17 protein-coding genes are annotated in these 19,092 nt (G+C 37.1%); 8 read left to right on the top strand and 9 right to left on the bottom strand.

From position 1 onward, the window contains the following. Positions 1 to 51 precede the first annotated feature (51 nt). The 3 genes from BWI92_RS14475 to BWI92_RS14485 are packed head-to-tail and all read left to right on the top strand — an operon-like array spanning position 52 to position 2,893. Positions 52 to 1,002 (top strand): glycosyltransferase family 2 protein, encoded by a 951-nt coding sequence (locus tag BWI92_RS14475; protein ID WP_095163972.1) that lies wholly within the window; start codon positions 52 to 54, stop codon positions 1,000 to 1,002. Between the two features lie 31 nt (positions 1,003 to 1,033). After that, positions 1,034 to 1,822, top strand: coding sequence for a ThiF family adenylyltransferase (locus BWI92_RS14480; protein ID WP_095163973.1), 789 nt, complete (start codon positions 1,034 to 1,036; stop codon positions 1,820 to 1,822). A 54-nt stretch (positions 1,823 to 1,876) separates the two neighbouring features. Next, complete coding sequence (locus BWI92_RS14485) at positions 1,877 to 2,893, top strand: hypothetical protein (RefSeq protein WP_095163974.1); 1,017 nt, start codon at positions 1,877 to 1,879, stop codon at positions 2,891 to 2,893. A gap of 125 nt (positions 2,894 to 3,018) precedes the next feature. Here BWI92_RS14485 and BWI92_RS14490 read toward each other — a convergent pair whose 3' ends face one another. Next, a complete protein-coding gene (locus BWI92_RS14490) occupies positions 3,019 to 3,480 on the bottom strand; it encodes a hypothetical protein (RefSeq protein ID WP_095163975.1) in 462 nt (153 codons plus the stop codon). Between the two features lie 220 nt (positions 3,481 to 3,700). Next, positions 3,701 to 5,488: a translation elongation factor 4 gene (gene lepA, locus BWI92_RS14495; RefSeq protein ID WP_095163976.1), complete on the bottom strand. Its 1,788-nt coding sequence runs from the start codon at positions 5,486 to 5,488 to the stop codon at positions 3,701 to 3,703. Positions 5,489 to 5,767: 279 nt separating this feature from the next. Between lepA and BWI92_RS14500 the strand changes: the two genes are divergently transcribed. Continuing rightward, positions 5,768 to 7,180 carry a S41 family peptidase gene (locus BWI92_RS14500; protein ID WP_095163977.1) on the top strand — a complete coding sequence of 471 codons (1,413 nt, stop codon included), beginning with the start codon at positions 5,768 to 5,770 and terminating at the stop codon, positions 7,178 to 7,180. Positions 7,181 to 7,203: 23 nt separating this feature from the next. Here BWI92_RS14500 and BWI92_RS14505 read toward each other — a convergent pair whose 3' ends face one another. From BWI92_RS14505 to BWI92_RS14520, 4 genes are read right to left on the bottom strand one after another with little or no spacing between them, the layout of a single operon-like run. Beyond that, positions 7,204 to 7,881 carry a LytTR family DNA-binding domain-containing protein gene (locus tag BWI92_RS14505; RefSeq protein WP_095163978.1) on the bottom strand — a complete coding sequence of 226 codons (678 nt, stop codon included), beginning with the start codon at positions 7,879 to 7,881 and terminating at the stop codon, positions 7,204 to 7,206. 40 nt (positions 7,882 to 7,921) lie between these two features. After that, complete coding sequence (locus BWI92_RS14510) at positions 7,922 to 8,941, bottom strand: sensor histidine kinase (protein WP_095163979.1); 1,020 nt, start codon at positions 8,939 to 8,941, stop codon at positions 7,922 to 7,924. Between the two features lie 5 nt (positions 8,942 to 8,946). Then, positions 8,947 to 9,354: a hypothetical protein gene (locus tag BWI92_RS14515; protein WP_141234791.1), complete on the bottom strand. Its 408-nt coding sequence runs from the start codon at positions 9,352 to 9,354 to the stop codon at positions 8,947 to 8,949. A 9-nt stretch (positions 9,355 to 9,363) separates the two neighbouring features. After that, the gene (locus BWI92_RS14520; RefSeq protein ID WP_141234792.1) at positions 9,364 to 10,095 is read right to left on the bottom strand and encodes a hypothetical protein; all 732 of its coding nucleotides are present in this window, start codon (positions 10,093 to 10,095) and stop codon (positions 9,364 to 9,366) included. A gap of 458 nt (positions 10,096 to 10,553) precedes the next feature. Here BWI92_RS14520 and BWI92_RS14525 point away from each other — a divergent pair, with 458 nt between their 5' ends. After that, positions 10,554 to 11,486, top strand: a complete 933-nt coding sequence (locus BWI92_RS14525) for a hypothetical protein (RefSeq protein ID WP_095163982.1) — start codon at positions 10,554 to 10,556, stop codon at positions 11,484 to 11,486. Between the two features lie 200 nt (positions 11,487 to 11,686). Next, positions 11,687 to 14,116: an outer membrane beta-barrel protein gene (locus tag BWI92_RS14530; protein ID WP_095163983.1), complete on the top strand. Its 2,430-nt coding sequence runs from the start codon at positions 11,687 to 11,689 to the stop codon at positions 14,114 to 14,116. 75 nt (positions 14,117 to 14,191) lie between these two features. On the opposite strand, the gene BWI92_RS14535 is transcribed toward BWI92_RS14530, so the two are convergent. The 3 genes from BWI92_RS14535 to BWI92_RS14545 form a co-directional block, all read right to left on the bottom strand. After that, positions 14,192 to 14,644 (bottom strand): hypothetical protein, encoded by a 453-nt coding sequence (locus tag BWI92_RS14535; RefSeq protein WP_095163984.1) that lies wholly within the window; start codon positions 14,642 to 14,644, stop codon positions 14,192 to 14,194. Between the two features lie 110 nt (positions 14,645 to 14,754). Continuing rightward, on the bottom strand, positions 14,755 to 15,249 hold the full coding sequence (locus BWI92_RS14540) for a hypothetical protein (RefSeq protein WP_141234793.1): 495 nt from the start codon (positions 15,247 to 15,249) through the stop codon (positions 14,755 to 14,757). A gap of 252 nt (positions 15,250 to 15,501) precedes the next feature. Continuing rightward, positions 15,502 to 15,681 (bottom strand): hypothetical protein, encoded by a 180-nt coding sequence (locus tag BWI92_RS14545; RefSeq protein WP_095163986.1) that lies wholly within the window; start codon positions 15,679 to 15,681, stop codon positions 15,502 to 15,504. 273 nt (positions 15,682 to 15,954) lie between these two features. Between BWI92_RS14545 and BWI92_RS14550 the strand changes: the two genes are divergently transcribed. Further along, the gene (locus BWI92_RS14550) at positions 15,955 to 18,072 is read left to right on the top strand and encodes a Tex family protein (protein ID WP_095163987.1); all 2,118 of its coding nucleotides are present in this window, start codon (positions 15,955 to 15,957) and stop codon (positions 18,070 to 18,072) included. A gap of 219 nt (positions 18,073 to 18,291) precedes the next feature. Then, positions 18,292 to 18,921 (top strand): LysE family translocator, encoded by a 630-nt coding sequence (locus BWI92_RS14555; RefSeq protein WP_095163988.1) that lies wholly within the window; start codon positions 18,292 to 18,294, stop codon positions 18,919 to 18,921. The last annotated feature ends 171 nt before the right edge of the window (positions 18,922 to 19,092 follow it).

The following is a 19,092-nucleotide window of genomic DNA, read 5'->3' on the forward strand; positions in this document are numbered from 1 at the left end:
GTCTATCATTCGTTATCGAGTTGTGCGGTAACATTTCTAATAAACAAAATTATGTTAGCAATTTCGATTGTAGTACCACTATATAATGAGGAGGAATCTCTGCCTGAACTTTGTGCATGGATTGAGCGTGTGATGGATGAAAATCAGTTTACCTACGAAGTGATTTTTGTCAATGATGGGAGTAAAGACCGCTCTTGGCAGGTGTTAAAATCATTGGTAGCTCAAAATCCTCGTATCAAAGCCGTTTCATTTAGTCGTAATTATGGTAAATCCGCTGCTTTACATGTAGGTTTCCAAAAGGCACAAGGAAGTGTGGTTATTACAATGGATGCAGATTTGCAGGATAGTCCCGACGAAATTCCTGAATTATATCGCATGATTAAGGTCGAGGATTATGACTTAGTTTCGGGATGGAAACAAAAGCGCTTTGATCCTTTGTCTAAAACGATTCCGACTAAATTGTACAATGCGGCCATCAAATGGATGTCGGGTATCAATTTGCATGACAATAACTGCGGTCTGAAAGCCTATAAATTGGAGGTAATCAAAACGATTCGCCTTTATGGAGAAATGCACCGCTATATTCCTGTTCAGGCAAACTGGAATGGTTTTTCGAGAATTGGCGAAAAAGTGGTACAACACCAAGCTCGTAAATATGGCACGACCAAGTTTGGTATCGAACGCTTCCTTTATGGACTGCTCGATTTGTTGTCGATTACCTTCGTTCAGAAGTTTGGAAAACGCCCAATGCACTTATTTGGTAGTTTAGGAATATTCTCATTTTTGGTGGGCTTATTTATTACACTTTACTTGATAGGTGATAAAATTTACAGCATCGCTAACCATATTCCTTTCAGAAATATCACTGACAACACTTGGTTTTATTTGGCATTGGTAGCCATAATCATAGGTTCTCAACTGTTTTTGGCTGGTTTTATTGGCGAATTGCTAACCATGAATTCCGACAGAACTACTGATTATCAGATCAGAGAAGAACTTTAAGACATTACTAATAAGATATTTTCAATAAAAAATGAGTGATTTAGCTTGGCTTGGTAGAACCAAATTGTTGGTTGGAGACGAAGGAATTCAGAAATTACAAAACGCTCACGTTTTGGTAGTGGGCTTAGGTGGCGTAGGTTCATTTGCTGCCGAGTTTGTTGCGCGTTCGGGTGTTGGTACGATGACAATTGTCGACGGTGATGTAGTTGACCCGTCCAACCGTAACCGTCAGTTGCCTGCTTTGGCAACCAACCACGGCGAGCCCAAAGCCGATATTATGACAGAACGCTTGTTGGCTATTAATCCAGAGTTGAAGCTAACTACTATCAAAGAATTTTTATCTCCAGAAGCCGCCGAAAAGCTTTTGAGCGAAAATCAGTTTGATTATGTAATGGATTGTATCGATTCCATTACCCCTAAATTGACACTATTGAGTACAGCTTATAATAAAGGTCTTAAAATTGTAAGTTCGATGGGAGCAGGAGGGAAAGTAGACCCAACCTTGCTTCGCACGGCAGATTTATTTGAAACTCGTCAATGTTATTTGGCCTCGCTAGTTCGCAAGCGTTTGCGTAAATTAGGGATTCGTTCGGGTATCAAAGCAGTTTTTTCTTTAGAAAAACACGATGATGATTCATTGATGCTAACAGATGGCAGCAACTTTAAGAAGTCTGCTTATGGAACAATCTCTTATATACCCGCGGCGTTTGGTGGTGTTTGTGCCTCGGTGGTAATTCGTGATTTGTTGGGCTATCCAATCAAAATGGAGAAGAAACCAAAAGAAATGGTGGCTCGTGAAAAGAAACAGAAAAAGAAATAATATACTTCATTACCAGTGCTTTACAAAATTTAAGGCACTGGTATTTCCTTTCTCATGCGTAGATTTATTAGGACTACTCTCAAGTTTTCGATTGTTCCGTTTGTTGTAGGCTGTTTGTTTCTGTTGGGATATTGGCATTTCGATCCCTTCAAGGTATTGCGTACTTATGCGGACTTTTCAAAACCTGTGATTGTTCCCAATAGAGACTATGTTTCTACCGAAACGTTTATTCGTAATAACCCTCATCATCATTACAATTCGTTCATTTTTGGGAGTTCTAGAACGATGGCATTTAAGCCAGCTCGTTGGAAAAAGTATTTGCCTCAAGACGCTGAACCTTTTCTTTTTGATGCTTCAAATGAGTCTATTTACGGGATTTATACCAAAATCAAATGGTTAGATCAGCAAGGTATTCCACTTAAAAATGTCCTACTCCTTATTTGTCACGACCGTACTTTTACGCATAGTAGCAATGTAGATTCGCATCTTTATATCAAGCATCCAGCGGTATCGGGTGAATCTATGAGAGATTTTCAGTGGCTATTTTTTAAAGCATATATCCAACCTGACTTTTGGATTCGCTTTTATGGGTATCAATTATTTGGATACCAGAGTTGGATGAAAGGGTTTATTCAAGAAAAGCCTATTTTCTATGATACTCGGAATAATACAATTTATATGCCTTTTCAAGAGCGTTTAGTAAGTCAACATCCAGATGAGTACTATAAAGAAAAAAAGGAAGTGTTTTATCAAAGAAAAGGGCAGAAGATAGATAAGTCGACGATAATCGAATATCGTCAGGAGAAAATGCTTCAAGAAATTGCCAACATATTCAAAAAGCATCATACTAACTACAAAATAATTCTGAGCCCATTGTACGAACAAGTTAAGTTTCACCCTAATGACTTGGCGATATTACAAAAGTTATTTCCTCAAAGAGTTTATGATTTTACAGGAAAAAATGGGTTGACCAGTTTTTATCAGAACTACTATGAGCAAAGCCATTTTCGGACTGGTGTAGGTGATGCAGTGATGAAGAAAGTGTACCTTGGGAAGGGAAAACGAAGGTAGGGAAACAAGACTAGTTCAAGACTTAGTCTTGGACTTATTTTTTAAATAGTTTATAAACTGAAACAAAATCTAGTCCGAGACTAAGTCTCGAACTAGGTTCTTAAAGGAGTTTAACACATAATGGATCAAAAAATCTCCTTTATCGTATAATGGTGCCGATTAATTTGTGCTTCTTCTCCAAGGGTTTTTCCTTCTAATGCTTTAAACACTGGCGCTTGTTCTGATACTAGCATATATCGTTCGCCATTTGCTTCAATTTGTGGCATGTTTATGGCAAAAATAAAATTGAAAAGCTCTGTTTTGACAATACTTCCCACATTGACCTTCGAATCGATTTGCAAAACTTGATACAAAGTTTCAAGTTTATTTAGCTCTGCTTTGGCGTTAGCTAAATGGATTTTTTCTTGCTGAATATCCTCAACGTCTTCTTCTCTTCGCGCATCGTCACTTCCCCCAAAGCTACCGACTTCCAAGGATGTAATGCTTTCTTTTAAGTCAGAAAGACGTTTTTGAATATCATTCACTAAAGTTTGTTGCTGTTGAATTGCTTTTTCAAAAAGCTGCTTTTTTAAAGTTAACTTTTCCATGTTGCTTACGGTTTTGATTGATAGCAAGATAGAAGGAATTATTACTTAGAAGAATGAGAAAGATTGGATGAGTATATGAGTGAAGTTAGGTGAATACTGGTTAAATCGGTAGTATACAAACGACAAAAGCCCAAACTTACGTTTGAGCTTTTGTCGTTTGTAAAGAAAAGGAAATTTTGAAAAACATTCATCATTCACAACTCACAACTCCACCTTCATGTTAGTCTAATTTCAATACAGCCATAAATGCTTCTTGAGGAATTTCTACGTTACCTACTTGACGCATTCTCTTTTTACCTTTTTTCTGCTTCTCCAACAATTTACGTTTACGAGAAATGTCACCACCGTAACATTTTGCTAATACGTCTTTACGAAGCGCTTTAACAGTTTCGCGAGCAATGATTTTTTGACCAATTGCTGCCTGAATAGCGATTTCGAACTGTTGGCGAGGTAATAATTCTCTTAATTTCTCACACAAACGTTTTCCCCATTCGTAAGCTTTTTCACGGTGTACAATCGCCGAAAGTGCATCAACAGGTTCTGCATTTAGCATGATATCAAGCTTTACCATGTCACTTTCTTCGTAACCTTTGAATTCATAATCCAATGAAGCATATCCACGAGAAATAGTTTTCAATTTGTCAAAGAAGTCAAATACAACCTCAGAAAGTGGCATATCAAACTGTAACTCAACACGGTCAGAAGTCAAGTAAATTTGATTTTTGAGAATACCACGTTTGTCCATACAAAGCTTCATAATCGAACCTACATAATCAGATTTCGAGATAATTTGCGCTTTGATAAAAGGTTCTTCTACACTATTGATTTTGTTAGGATCTGGCAATTCGGAAGGAGCAGATACCCAAATTTCACCTTCGTTTGTAGTATTTACTTTGAATTTTACCGAAGGTACAGTAGTGATTACCGTCATGTCAAATTCACGTTCCAAACGCTCCTGAACGATTTCCATGTGTAACATACCCAAGAAACCACAACGGAAACCAAATCCTAAGGCAGCAGAAGTTTCGGGCTCCCACACCAAAGATGCATCGTTCAATTGCAATTTCTCCATGGCATCACGAAGGTCTTCAAACTCGGTTGTATCTACAGGATAAATACCCGCAAATACCATTGGTTTTACCTCTTCAAAACCCTGAATCATATCCAAACAAGGTTTGTCGCGGTGTGTGATGGTATCACCAACCTTTACCTCTTTAGCATCTTTGATACCTGAAATCAGATAGCCTACGTCACCAGCTTTTACTTCTGATTTAGGTTCTTTATCAAAACGGAGTGTACCAATTTCATCGGCGGTATATTCTTTGCCTGTGGCTACGAATTTTACTTTATCTCCTTTTTTGATAGTACCATTATATACACGGAAAATTACCTCGATACCACGGAATGAGTTAAAAACCGAGTCGAAGATGAGTGCTTGTAATTCAGAATCTGGGTTACCTTTAGGGGCAGGTACACGCTCAACGATAGCATCCAAGATATCTTTGATACCAATACCCTCTTTTCCTGAAGCATGAATAATTTCGTCACGGTCACAACCCAAAAGGTCTACTACTTGGTCTTTTACTTCTTCAGGCATCGCCCCCGGAAGGTCGATTTTGTTCAAAACTGGAATAATTACCAAGTCATGATTCAAGGCCAAGAAAAGGTTTGAGATCGTTTGGGCTTCGATACCTTGTGAAGCATCAACAATCAATAACGCTCCTTCGCAGGCAGCAATTGAGCGAGAAACTTCATAAGAAAAGTCAACGTGTCCTGGTGTGTCGATGAGGTTAAAAGTATAACTCTCGTCGCCGTATTGATAATTCATTTGGATAGCGTGCGACTTGATAGTAATACCACGTTCACGTTCCAAATCCATATCATCCAAAAGCTGTGCTTGCATATCACGCTTTTGAACAGTATTAGTAAATTCAATCAAACGGTCGGCTAGAGTACTTTTGCCGTGGTCAATATGTGCAATAATGCAAAAATTACGAATGTTTTTCACGTTTCGTTTAATTTATCTGTTGTTTCTTTTGCGATGACTTTTGAGTTGATAGGCATCGTAAACCCACAATTCTTCAAATTGTATTTACAAAATTACGTTCATTCCTCCGAAAAAGATAATAACCAGCCGAAAAGTTTAATCTTGTTTGGCATTCATAGAATACTTTTCTGATTGTTTTGAGTCTGTACCTTAAACTTTACAATTGTTTTTTGAGCCAAAATGTTATTTTTTTGTTTTATAAAAATCTAAATCCTGTTGTTTTCTCTAAAAAAACTACCTATGAAAAAGTTATACTATTTGGCTATCCTATTAATTGGGGTAGAATTTGGTTTGTTTGCTCAAATTAGTTGTAATTGCCAAGAGAATTTGCAAAAGATGATTCAAAAAACTGAGTTAAATTATGCGGGCTTCCCCTCTAAAGTAAGTGCCAAGAAGGGTGTTGTCTATGAAAAACTCAAAACCTCACTATTGGAAAAAACCAAGCAAGAGATAAATCCCAAAGCCTGTTTTGGGATTCTGAAGCAATATGTAAGGTTCTTTAAAGACAAGCATTTTAGCTTTAGTTATCGTGAAAAATCAGCCAATGACAGTGTCGTTTTATCCATCCCCAAATCCTTTGTTAACAAATTCAACTTATGGGAAGGCGTATGGATTAATGAAGACAGTACTACCAAAATTGCGATAGTCAATACCGCCCCAAATGTTTACAAAGCACTCAAATTAGAGGGAAAAGATTCCTATCCAAAGGGATTTGTTTATTTTACTTTAGTGAAAAAGAACCAACATTGGTACGCCGAATTGTTTGATACCTTTATGTCCAATGATATCCCTGTTAGTACCAAAGGAAATCTATTGTTTATCTGGAATTTTAATATTTGGGCACGAATAGCCCCTCAAAAGGCTAGTACGGAAGAGGTTAAAGAACTTTCTACTTGGCGAAATCACCAACAGGGCGTTCATTTTGAGTCATTGAACAAAGACTTTTTTTATATCAGAATTCCTAGTTTTGGTAATAATGATGGGTACATTCAATCCTTAGTGGCGCAGTATCATCAAGATATTATCAAACACCCTTATTTGATTTTAGATTTGAGAGGAAATGGAGGAGGTGAATCGGGCTGGGTTCATCTTTTGCCCTACCTGATGACTAATCCTATTCGTCAAGAAAAGAGCCAATTGAGGGTTAGCCCCGAAAATGTGATGCATAAACGCAACGATTTGTCAGGTTATGTGATACAAGAATTGCCCAAAGAATATCTCAAATACTTCCCTGATACGATTATGCAGGCTTATCGACAAGCCTATGAGGAACTGCCCAAGACTACTAAAAAATTCTACTCAATTCCTAGTGTACAGTTCCCTTTAGATTCAGTCAGTCAAAAGCCTAAAAAAGTGGCTGTGCTCTTCGATGAGCTTTGTGGGAGCTCGACCGAATACTTTTTTTATTTGCTAAAACAATCATCAAAAGTTGTCACCTATGGACAGCATACCTTAGGAATGATGGATTATGAAGGTATGTCAAATCGTACAGAGTTGCCATATCGTAACTATTATCTGTATATCCCAATCAGTCAATCTTCTTGGACCATCAAACATCCAATTGATGAGACAGGTTTTAGCCCACAAGTAATACTGCATGACCCCCAAAAATATTGGATAGAAAAGGCAATGAAAGATTTACCAAAGAGGTAGATGTTAGGTGTATCTTGGGAAAGTTATTTTAAACCAAAATGCTTTTCCAAGGTATCCTTGTAAGAGTTTGCAATTGGAATGATTGCATTTTGAACATGTAATTGATGACGCTCTATTCGTTTGATAGCAGTAAAAGAAACTATATAGGATTTATGTATTCTAGTGAATTGACCGACTGGAAGTTGAGGAATAATATCTTTCAAAGGCATTCTAGTAATTACTTTTCGATCTTTTTCGTGGATATAAAGTAAATTTCCATCTGACTGAATGAAAAGGATATCATTCCAAATAATTTTTATCCAATCATGTCCATCCTTTACAAATATGTAATCATTTGTAGAATTACGCTGAGTCCTATTTTCTAGCGCACGGTTACAGGCTTCCAGAAATCTCGGGAAGCTTATTGGTTTTAGGAGATAGTCTACTGCTCTTAAAGAAAATCCTTCTACTGCATATTCTGAAAAGGCAGTAGTAAAAATTACTTGTGTTCCTTTAGGCAAAAGTTTGACAAGTTCAGTTCCCAACAAATCGGGCATTTGGATATCTAAAAATATTAATTCAACTGACTGCTGTTTTATAAAGGCCAATGCTTCTGTCGGACTGTGGAAGGACTGAAGGTGCTGAAAATCGGGTACTTTTTGAATATATCTTTCAAGAATAGCAACGGCAGCTGGTTCGTCATCGAGGATAATACAGTTCATAAGAAATGTTATAGGTTTTAGTGTGCCAAATATCTTTAGCCTAATTACCAAGATTTAGTTTCAACTGAACACTAAAGGTTTTGTCGTTTTTCTGAATATGAAACTCATTTTGATTATTGTATTCAAGTTTGAGTCTTTCTTGGACTTGTTTGAGACCAGTGCCAAGTCCCTCTCGGCCAACAGCAAAATTGCTATTTTCGATTGAAAACTTCAAAGTTTGTTGTTCTAAAATAGCAGAAAGGCGAATGTAGCAGGGATGTGATAGACTGAGACCATAGCGAAAAGCATTTTCTGCTAAGGGCATTAATAGCATAGGAGAAACGACGAATTTATTAGGAGAAATTTCCCATTGAAAGTCTAGCTCAATTTTTGGACTTTTCGGAAGCCTAGTTTTCTGTAAATCGATATAATTCTGTAAAAAAGAGATTTCCTTTTCTAAAGGAATCTTATTTTTAGGAGCTTCCTCAATGGAAAATCTTAGTAAATCCGAAATTTTCAGAATCATATCAGCGGTATTAGGACTTTCTTCAAGACTTGCTTGGTTATAAACCGTATTGAGAACATTGAACAAAAAATGAGGATTGATTTGCGCTTTCAATGCGTGAAGGTCTGCCTCGGACTTGCTTTGGAGTAACTTTGTTTGAAGCTGTTTGGTTCGTATGTAATCACCTATATATGCTACCAATAGAATCAAAATGAGTACGAGAAGGCTAATGAGAATATTTTCATCTATATATCCTCCAAAGTGCCCAGTGCGAAATTGTAATAACTCAAAAATAAGCCACACCAACACAGATACCCAAGAGCTCCATAGGTATCGGATAGCAGGAGAATAATGATAGACAATTTTAAGGAAAACCCATTTATAATGAACATAGGCTAATCCTACTGACAGTAAGAAGATACTAATCCAGCCCAATAGGTATTTGATATAGCCACTTTGCAAAATGAAACCTTCTTTGGATTCAGGCATAGCGGATGCTTTCAGAAGAATAAGCCAATAAAGAGCTAAACCAATCGGTGCAAAATAGCTAATCTTTTTGGTGATTTTTGGATTCATGGATTCTATGGTATTGCAGAGAAATCATATTTTTTCATGTGCTTGAGCTCTTGGAGGGCTGATTGTGTACCTAACCTACCAAGCATCAACTGGTCTTTGAAATAATCTAATTCTCGATACACTTTTAGATAGTAGGTTTTGTTTGCTTCAAGCTTAATTACCGCTTTGACCTCTATTTTTTCCTGAATATTTCTCGATATTTCAATAACCGTAGATTCTGCAGGGAGTTCAATTTCGATATATCTGTTTTGTGATAATTCTGCGATTTTTTTACCCTGAATGATGATCGAAACACTACTTCCCCAAAACTCTCTTTCCCGCAAAATAAATAACTTTGCTTTGGGTGTATCTGTGCTGGTAAATCTCAAACTAGCCCATACTAATGTGTAAAATATCTTTATGTAAAAGCTCATACTCATTGATCAAAGTTTTTTATGCCCAAAATGTAACATCACTTGGATATAAAAATTGGAGATTTTATCACTTGGCAATCCATCTTGAGATGGGCTATACCTTAGTTCCCAAGGAGTACTACTTAACCCGAGCCTGTATCCTGCTTTTATAGAACTTCCTGCTGACTTTTGAGGTGTTCTATTAAAATACTCGATGCCAAAGTCTATAAATGGTTGATTTTGAGTGAAGTTTACTCCTTGACCTATGGTGTTGGGTAATGGGTAGTTTATATTGCTACTGGAAGATTTTACTCTCGTGATGTACTGATTATAGCTTGCATATCCGATTCCTCCATCAAGGTAAAAGTAATTATTTCGATCAGCCAAAAAAGCATATCCAAAGGTAAATGTTGCTGTATTGGCACTTGATTTACTTACAAATGAACCATAAGATTTGTCTCCACCCGTAGTACTGTAATTGATACCTAAATCAAATTTAAAGCGATTGTATAGCAAGTTAACTTGTAGCGGAATATATCCACAAAACAAATTAGGTTTAGCATTGTAGGTTTCTAAGTATGATTCTAACCGTGGAAAAGAAATAAACTCCCAACCAGAAGACGGTACCCCAATGCTTATTCTAAGCTGAGGAATACTTTTGGTAGAAAAATTTGCTCTGGTTGTATCCATCAAATCAACTTCATTTTGTGCCTGTGTGTAAAAGGCCGCCATAAGTAATAGAATTGTAAAGAATCGATTCATTTGGTATGATAGTTTTAAAACATGTTTGATTAATGTCTTTCAAATCGTGTAATATCGGTTTGAAGCTACTAACTACTATGATGTCCACCAATACTTTGTTATCAATAATTCTTACTTCGTGGTGAAAGCTCTTTTTTATGTGATTTTGGAAGTAATATAAGATTCAGGTGAAGACATTGATTCCCTCTTAATCTCACTTAAAGCGGGCTTAAAATTTATAGTGAAAGATATTAAAAGGTACCTTGGGGTTTGCCAAATCCACCTAGCAACTGTATTTTCAAGAAAAGAAGGTATTGAGGTATCGGGTAATTGTATCTTATGAAGATAGATTTGTGAAACATGGAGAATTTTTAGTGATTTATCAACTGCTCATTTTTCGTTTTAGTCTATCAATTCATTTTTAAGGAAATTTTAATAAATCACGCAATTGCCCAGAATCTTCCAAAATTGCGTTGCACATGAACAAACTAAATTTACGTTTATTAATTATCGTTTTAAGTGGTATTTCGGCTCATTTTTCTACCCAAGCTCAAAACCATATCGTGGACCGTTTTACGATTCGAAAATCTTTTCAAACGAAAGAAGATTGGGCAAAACCTGCTGTTATCACATTTACCAAACCACAAGAAAAATCTGCGTCTTGGTTGCTGGATATGGCCATTGGTTATAGCGCTTATCACCATCCCAAAGGTACAGTGTCGGTAATACCGTACATGGAGCTTCATCGAAATACCTTGATTGACAAGCCTCAAAGTGTTTGGATTGGGGGTGTGGCAACCGAATGGCGAATGAATAGCTTGGAGCACAAAAAATGGTCTCCAGTTTTGGTACAATCTTTCAAGTTTATGGAGGATAAAATCAAGCAAAATGCTTCTTTTCAAAGTAACTTTTATTTGACACCCGTTTTTGCATTTAAGGATATGAATCCTAAATATTTTTGGATTCCCAACCACCCTGTGAGTCTTGGAAGTAGACTGAGTTTTGTGTACACGCCCTATATCGGTATCGAAAACGAAAATCGTACCTATGCTGACAATAGTCTTTCCGCAGGTAACATATATCGAGCATTCGGGCGTATTTCGACGGATATTACGTTTTATCCTTCCAACAATAGTCTAAAAGGAAAGTTGGACTTATCCCTCGACTGGCAATACCGCTACAATTATTACCAAACGGTTTCGGATGTGAAAAATAGTACGCAGCAGTTTTTAAATACCAGTCTCAATTATACATTTTTTACTTCTGCTGATGGGAAGAAAATGAGCCAAATTGGTTTTGACTATGTCATTGGCGAAAACCCAACAGAAGGCTTCGAAAAACAGTCGTTTTATACCGTAGCCCTAAAATTTAGGCTCAATTTAGGTGGCAATAAAACAAAGGAAGTTCTTTAGTTTTTAAGAGATAGAGGATACGAAAAAAGGTATTAGGCTGTTTATTTGCACTATTTTTTATGCTCTATTTCAAAAAAATAATGCTTTGATTTCTAAAGGGTTGTTTGATATTCTTGAGGATGACGTAAAATTTTACCGAAACCAATGCAACATATGTCCAAGCTTAAGCGTCTGTTGGAGAAATTAAACTTCTCTAAATAATGAAAAACCTCATCAACTTAATGCTAAGCCTCTTTATAACCTATTCAAGCTTAGGACAGATTAAAGGTAAAATTGTAGATGACAAACAACAAGCAGCTTCTTTTGCCAATATTTTGGTATTAAACACAAAAGATTCGAGCCTAGTGAAAGGTGAAGCTGCCGATGTAGATGGAAAATTTGAAATTTCTGGATTAAAGCCTCAAGCCTATCTATTGCAAGTGTCAGCAGTAGGTTTCCAGAAATCCTATCAGGTAATTAACCTCGAATCTGCAAAAGCATTGGATTTGGGTATCATCCAACTCAAAGCCGAAACTCAAACTTTGGGCGAAGTGCAAGTAACTGCTCGAAAACAACTGATTGAGCGTGATGGTGACAAAATGATTATGAACGTAGAGGCTAGTCCAACCGCGACAGGGCTCAATGGGTTGGAGCTAATGGAAAAAGTGCCTGGTGTAACTGTAGACCGTAATACCGAAACTATCAAGCTTAAAGGAAAAGATGGCGTGCTCATCATGATTGATGACCGCAAAACCTACCTTACTGATGAACAGTTGGCCAATTTCTTGAAAACACTCAAAAGTGAGGACATCGAAAAAATTGAAATTATTGCCAACCCTTCTGCCCGTTTTGATGCTTCTGGTTCGAGTGGTATTATCAATATTAAGACAAAAAAAGGTAAAAACTTTGGGACAAATTATATCTTAGACCTCAACGCTGGATACAGCCACTATAAGGGTATCGGTGGTTTGCCAAAAAATGGACAAGGACTTACGATTAATTCTCGTCGTGAAAAATATGTTATTTTTGGAAATATCAACCGACAATACACAGCTTGGTATAACTCCGAAGACCAAGTCCAAAACTTTCTATCAGCAACGGGATCGGTACTAGAAAAAAGGGTAATTACGGGTTTGGCAAAAGGGAGTTTTGAAAACTTGAGTGCCAAAATTGGTTTTGACTATGATTTGTCGAAAAAAACAACCGTTGGCTTTTCTGGACAGTGGGCAAATACTTCTAGCCCCATGAATCGTTCTTATAATCAGCAATCGGTATCGGAAGCAATACGCCAAAGTTTGCAGATGGATAGAAGTCGTGAAGCGACTTTTGATAATTATACTTTTAATACTCATCTCAAGCAGAAAATTGATACTTCAGGTACAGAGTTGACGGTTGATTTTGACGTGATTTTGAACTCGAAAAGTTGGGATGATAGATTTGTGACTACTACCACACAAAACGATGCTAATCCTTCTGTGGCAAACAACCAGATACTATTTCCTACCAATAATAAAACCTTTGTTTTGAAGGCAGATTTTATCAAAAAACTTACGGCTAAAACTAAAATAGAAACAGGAATTAAGACTAGTTATTCGAAAAAGACCAATGACTTTAGCGACAACTTCCGTGACAATGGAGCTTTGGTGAGTTCATTCTTTAAGTTCAACGAGTTAATTTCGGCGGGTTATGTGATGATAAACAGTGAGTTGACTAAAAGCTTAAGCTTACAAGCTGGTTTGAGAGCTGAACAAACCAATAACCAAGGGTTGAATAGAGAAGGGAATAAATTGACCCAGCAAGATTATTTGAACCTTTTCCCTACATTAACCCTAAACCAAAAGGTTTCGAAAGATTACGCCATTTCGTTGGGATATAGCCGTCGCATTAACCGACCAAACGATGATGTATTTAATACTTTCAAAAGATTTTTCTCTCCACAAAGCTATGTGGCAGGTAACCCAACCATTTTGCCATCGCTCAATAACACGGTTAGTTTGACCAATACGATTAAAGACAAATACAGTTTTTCTTTAAACTATGTATCTGTTAATCAGTTTTCAACTGAAGTTTTTGATGTTGACACAGTCTTGATTCCAGGTCGTCGTGTCATTCGTGAGTCGATGGAAAATGTCAATGGCAAAATTGGCTGGTGGAGTGTTGATGCCTCAGTACCATTTAACCCAACAAAATGGTGGAGTGTAAATTTGAATTATTGGGGAGGTATCAATGTCTATAATTATAAAAGAGAAAGTACAGTTGTAGATATTAGTCAACTCTATCATGGTGCTTATATGCAGCATACTTTTACCTTAAACAAGACACTCTCTGGTGAGATTTCGGGTTGGTACAGCTCAGGTGAAACATGGGGCTTCCAAACATCAAAACCACAAGGAGGTCTTGATTTTGGCTTGAAAAAAATGCTTTGGGACAAAAAAGCTACCGTGAAATTCTTAGTTCAAGATCCATTCAACTTTAATAGTTACAGAAATAATGTTGAGACCGCAACGCTCACAGGCGTAGGAACTTATCGTTGGGACAACCGTAGATTTAGAATTTCGCTTACCTATAATTTTGGCAACACAAACGTAAAACAAGCCATACAGTCCAATGATGGAGGAAATGGTGGAGGCGGAGGACCTTCAAAAAATTAGCAGATGTAACTTGACTTAATTGTTCAAAGCTCTCATATTCTAAATCAATAGATATGAGAGCTTTGTTTTTGGATATTAGTCTACTGACAAAGGACTTAATTTTATACGTTGTCCACCTTCAGCATGATAAATAGTGTAAGCTGAGGCTATTAGAACTACATTTTTGATGATATATTGACCCGGCAAACTTAATGCAAATAGAGATTGCCATGTTTCGTTAGGCATGAGTAATAAGGGTAAAAAAGTGGTTGCCATTTGGCAACAAAATAAGAAAAATGCCAATTTGGTAAGTCGAGGTACCAACCAAATAATGCCAATAAAGCATTCTAAATACCCTAAAAATGGCAAGAATGTATTGATAGAAATATACCTTGCTAAGGTCAAAGCATGTAGCTGACTAACGATTTGCTCTGCAGGAGATACGCCTACTACCTTCAGCGTACCAAACCAGAAGAAGACAACAAAAAGTGCAATTCTATTCAACCATTGTACGGTAGTGTTTTGGGTATTTGTATTGGATAAATCCATGGCTATAGTTTTTTAGGCTTGTATTTCACAAGCTGGGTTAATTATCAACATAAAGAATACGGTCATTGGGCTTGATATTGAGATACCAAGTCGTGATTACTATATGAAAATTAACAAACTACGGCAGGAGGGGGAGAGGTGTTGTTGAAATAACCTTCTGATAATTGATATTGGTGAAAAATGCGCATGGAAGGGCTTGACCACTCCAAAACATACAAAATTGTATAGCGTTGAAGAGAGGCATATTCCTTCAAAAAATGCTTTAATAAAAAACTACTTTTTCCAGATGGTGCTTGTGACGAATGCTCTTTGACATGGTTGGTGATATGTTCTGCCAGTTCCATGAAGCGAAAACGAGCGTTATCGTCTATCTTGCAAAGGGTATATAAAGTATCATTTTGATATCGTTGTTCTACTAAATCATAGTGGTTTTCGCCATGTTTGATTTTCCCTTCAATGGGGCGGCTCTCATTCCAGTTACTCTGATAAGGCAACTGTAATGGTTGCTTAATCCAGTAATAATCACTTGATTCTTCAATATTTATCTCTTGAGAATTTGGCATTCCATACTCTTCCCAGCAATATAGAAGGCTAAATCCTACCATATTGTAGAGAAGTAATAATACTAAAAATATAGAAAGTAGTCTTTTCAAAAGAATAAATAGTGATTTTTCAAGTGGGGTAAAAGTAGGAAAATGATTTGTAGAAAACAATGAGATAAGTTAGTGGGCAAAATGAAATTTTACCTGCAATAGGCATTAAGCTATATGCCGTAAGCTAAAAGAATTTCTAATAAAATCACGAAAAAACTAATGGCGTAGCAATAAAAAAGGACGATTGCTCGCCCTTAAATAAAGTTATGTTTTGATTCGAATGGTAATAAAGGCAGTAGGTCGCATGAGGATATCTACCCCAAAAGAAACCGTGACAATTTCATGTCCTTGCTCTTCGATTACACTGAGGGTATTTTCGGTACGACGAATTAAGGTGGCCGTCGACCACCAAGTCGATACTTTAAAGATTTTGTAGGCTGTCATGAGGAACTATTAAAAGACGTCGGTATTGATAAGTGGGTCCGTTAAACAATTGGTTTTAAACTAAAGTTACACATTTTGCGAAAGAAATTTTTAGTTTAATGCCGAAAAATACTCATCGATTGTGACAAAATGAGTGAGTGGTCGTATGGCTGTATCTGAACATTGATGTTTATTTTTGCAAAGTAACTTTATCATAATAGAACCCTAAAAGGAGAAGCTTGGCGTAAATCCAAAAGAATTCTTAGCTTTGTGGTTAGTCAAAACCTAAAAATCATGAATACAACTCAAATTGGCATCATCACCAATACAATTGGAGTAAGAGCCAACCAAGTACAAAATACAATTAAGTTATTAGAGGAAGGTGGAACGGTACCGTTTATAGCTCGTTATCGCAAAGAAGCAACTGGAAGTTTAGACGAAGTTCAAATTCTTGAAATAAAAGACCTTTGGAATAAATTGAAAGAAGCTGATAAGCGTCGCGAGGCAATTATCAAAGCTATTGAGGAACAAGGAAAAATGACTCCTGAATTATTGAATAAGCTCAATAATGCTTATCAACTTCAAGAATTAGAAGACCTTTATTTGCCGTATAAACAAAAGCGTAAAACTCGTGCGAGTATCGCTATAGAAAAAGGACTTGAGCCTTTGGCAAAATTAATTTTCGAACAAAAGGATAATAATTTTCTTCAAAAAGCTGGAAGCTATTTGAACGAAAAAGTGGCTTCAGTGGACGAAGCACTTCAAGGTGCACGTGATATTATGGCTGAGTGGATCAACGAAAACGTGGATGCTCGTAATGCAGTGCGTAAGGTGTTTGAACGTGAAGCATACATTTCTTCAAAAGTAAAAAAAGGAAAAGAGGAGGAAGGTGTCAAGTACAAAGATTACTACGATTTTAGCGAACCTCTCAAAAAAGTACCTTCGCATCGTCTATTAGCCATTCGTCGTGGTGAGGAAGAAGGTATCCTATCTGTTTCTATTTCGCCAGATGAAGATAATGCTTTGGGCGCTCTCGACCGTATATTCTTGCGAGGAATGTCTGAACCTAAAAAGCAGGTGGAAGACGCTATTACTGATTCATACAAACGATTGATGAAGCCATCTATCGAAAATGAGTTTTCTAATTTGTCTAAAGAAAAAGCAGATAGCGAAGCCATCAGAATTTTTGCTCAAAATCTTCGTCAACTATTATTGGCTTCTCCGCTTGGACAAAAACGTACTTTGGCCATTGACCCTGGGTATCGTACTGGTTGTAAGGTTGTTGTATTAGATGCTCAAGGCAACTTGATTGCTGATACAGTGATTTACCCATTTGATAAAACAATTGAAGCACAGCATACGGTGTTGTCTTTAGTTGAAAAACATAAAATCGAAGCGATTGCCATCGGTAATGGTACTGCTGGTCGTGAGACGGAGGCTTTTGTAAAAAAACTAACTTTCTCGACACAACCACAAATCTTTATGGTTTCGGAGCAAGGAGCGTCTATCTATTCAGCGTCAGAAGTGGCTCGCGAGGAGTTTCCTGATAAAGATGTGACGGTTCGTGGTGCTATTTCTATTGGTCGTCGCTTGCTCGACCCTTTAGCAGAATTAGTAAAAATCGACCCAAAATCTATTGGTGTGGGTCAATATCAGCATGATGTAGACCAACCATTACTAAAGAATTCATTGGATTCGGTAGTAGAAAGTTGTGTAAACACAGTTGGGGTAAATATTAACACAGCCTCAAAACACTTATTGAGCTACGTGGCTGGTTTAGGGCCAAGTTTGGCAGCGAACATTGTTAAATTCCGTAAGGAAAATGGAGATTTTAAATCAAGAGCACAAATCAAAAAAGTACCTCGTTTGGGCGACAAAGCCTTTGAACAATGTGCTGGTTTCTTGAGAATTCCTCAGTCAGATAATCCACTAGATAATTCTGCAGTTCACCCTGAGAGTTATCAAGTAGTAGAACGAATGGCAAAGGATTTGAAATGTACTGTAAAAGATTTGATGACAAGTGCTGAGCTTCGTAAAAAACTCAATTTGCAACAATATATCAGCGAAAATACAGGTTTGCTCACACTTCAAGATATTTTGAAAGAGTTAGAAAAACCCTCACGTGACCCTCGTGAGCAACTCACTGCTTTCGAGTTTGATGCCAATGTAAAAACGATTGAAGATTTATACGAAGGAATGGTTTTGCCGGGTATCGTTACTAACATCACAGCATTTGGTTGCTTTGTGGATGTGGGGGTAAAACAAGATGGTCTAGTCCATATCTCGCAACTAGCTAACCAATATGTCTCTGACCCGAATCAAGTGGTTAAACTACAACAACAAGTGCAAGTAAGAGTCGTAGAGGTAGATATTGCTCGTAAGCGTATTGCCTTAAGTATGAAAGCGGTTTAGGAGGGGAAAGGGAACAGGCACAAAGGCATAGAGTGTTTTTGAAGTGGCAGAGGGAACGGGCACAAAGGCACAGAGTGTTTTTAAGTGGTAGAGGGAACAGGCACAAAGGCACAGAGTGTTTTTTTAAGTGGCGCAGGGAAATATTCTCTGTGCCATTTTTGTAAATTGTGAATATCTATATGCACACAACTCAACATTCACTAAATAAATAATAGAGATATGCTGACATTTCAAGAATTACTTTTATTTGCTTTAGCAGCGTTTGTGCTGGTCATTAGTCCAGGACCGAATATGATTTATCTGATTTCCCGCTCGATTACTCAAGGACGAATGGCAGGCTTACTTTCGTTGGCAGGCGTAATGGTGGGCTTCTTATTTCATATCATTATGGTATCATTTGGCTTGACGGCTATTTTGGCAGAAGTCCCTTTTCTATATGAACTAATCAAATATTTGGGAGTTTGTTATTTGCTTTACTTAGCTTTTCAGGCGATAAATCCCAATGGAAAATTTGTATTTGAGGCTCGTCAAGATTTGACTAATGATTCTCCCAAAAAGCTTTTTACGATGGGACTACTCACCAATATGTTGAATCCCAAAGTGGCGATGTTTTATCTATCATTTTTCCCACAATTTATCAAACCAGCGTATGGAAATCCTCTTTTGCAAAGCTTACAATTGGGCATAACTCAAATGCTGGTAAGTTTTTCTGTCAATTTCTCTTTAGTGCTAACAGCATCTCAAATGGCAAGATTTTTTGCACAAAATCCTTTTTGGATAAAAATACAAAAATGGTTTATGGCAAGTATTTTGGTGGCATTGGCAGTGAGGATGGCCAGAGCAAAGTAGTTTTTTAAGTGAATGAGGGAAAAGGCACAGAGGCACAAAGTGTTTTTTTTATGACATAGGGAATGAAGGCTCAGATAGACATACAGGTGAACAAGGTATTTCTTAATGAATGTAATTAGAACAATAACACTAAAACCCCATTTTACTACCAATCCAAAAATTATTATATAT

It is taken from the genome of Flectobacillus sp. BAB-3569, from assembly GCF_002270355.1.
GTDB lineage: Bacteria > Bacteroidota > Bacteroidia > Cytophagales > Spirosomataceae > Flectobacillus > Flectobacillus roseus.

What these genes read in the sequence shown, in the direction of transcription:
- BWI92_RS14475 (WP_095163972.1), top strand. Translation starts at nt 52, where the DNA reads ATGTTAGCAATTTCGATTGTAGTACCACTATATAATGAGGAGGAATCT.
- BWI92_RS14480 (WP_095163973.1), top strand. Translation starts at nt 1,034, where the DNA reads ATGAGTGATTTAGCTTGGCTTGGTAGAACCAAATTGTTGGTTGGAGAC.
- BWI92_RS14485 (WP_095163974.1), top strand. Translation starts at nt 1,877, where the DNA reads ATGCGTAGATTTATTAGGACTACTCTCAAGTTTTCGATTGTTCCGTTT.
- BWI92_RS14490 (WP_095163975.1), bottom strand. Translation starts at nt 3,480, where the DNA reads ATGGAAAAGTTAACTTTAAAAAAGCAGCTTTTTGAAAAAGCAATTCAA.
- BWI92_RS14500 (WP_095163977.1), top strand. Translation starts at nt 5,768, where the DNA reads ATGAAAAAGTTATACTATTTGGCTATCCTATTAATTGGGGTAGAATTT.
- BWI92_RS14505 (WP_095163978.1), bottom strand. Translation starts at nt 7,881, where the DNA reads ATGAACTGTATTATCCTCGATGACGAACCAGCTGCCGTTGCTATTCTT.
- BWI92_RS14510 (WP_095163979.1), bottom strand. Translation starts at nt 8,941, where the DNA reads ATGAATCCAAAAATCACCAAAAAGATTAGCTATTTTGCACCGATTGGT.
- BWI92_RS14515 (WP_141234791.1), bottom strand. Translation starts at nt 9,354, where the DNA reads ATGAGCTTTTACATAAAGATATTTTACACATTAGTATGGGCTAGTTTG.
- BWI92_RS14520 (WP_141234792.1), bottom strand. Translation starts at nt 10,095, where the DNA reads ATGAATCGATTCTTTACAATTCTATTACTTATGGCGGCCTTTTACACA.
- BWI92_RS14525 (WP_095163982.1), top strand. Translation starts at nt 10,554, where the DNA reads ATGAACAAACTAAATTTACGTTTATTAATTATCGTTTTAAGTGGTATT.
- BWI92_RS14530 (WP_095163983.1), top strand. Translation starts at nt 11,687, where the DNA reads ATGAAAAACCTCATCAACTTAATGCTAAGCCTCTTTATAACCTATTCA.
- BWI92_RS14535 (WP_095163984.1), bottom strand. Translation starts at nt 14,644, where the DNA reads ATGGATTTATCCAATACAAATACCCAAAACACTACCGTACAATGGTTG.
- BWI92_RS14540 (WP_141234793.1), bottom strand. Translation starts at nt 15,249, where the DNA reads ATGGTAGGATTTAGCCTTCTATATTGCTGGGAAGAGTATGGAATGCCA.
- BWI92_RS14545 (WP_095163986.1), bottom strand. Translation starts at nt 15,681, where the DNA reads ATGACAGCCTACAAAATCTTTAAAGTATCGACTTGGTGGTCGACGGCC.
- BWI92_RS14550 (WP_095163987.1), top strand. Translation starts at nt 15,955, where the DNA reads ATGAATACAACTCAAATTGGCATCATCACCAATACAATTGGAGTAAGA.
- BWI92_RS14555 (WP_095163988.1), top strand. Translation starts at nt 18,292, where the DNA reads ATGCTGACATTTCAAGAATTACTTTTATTTGCTTTAGCAGCGTTTGTG.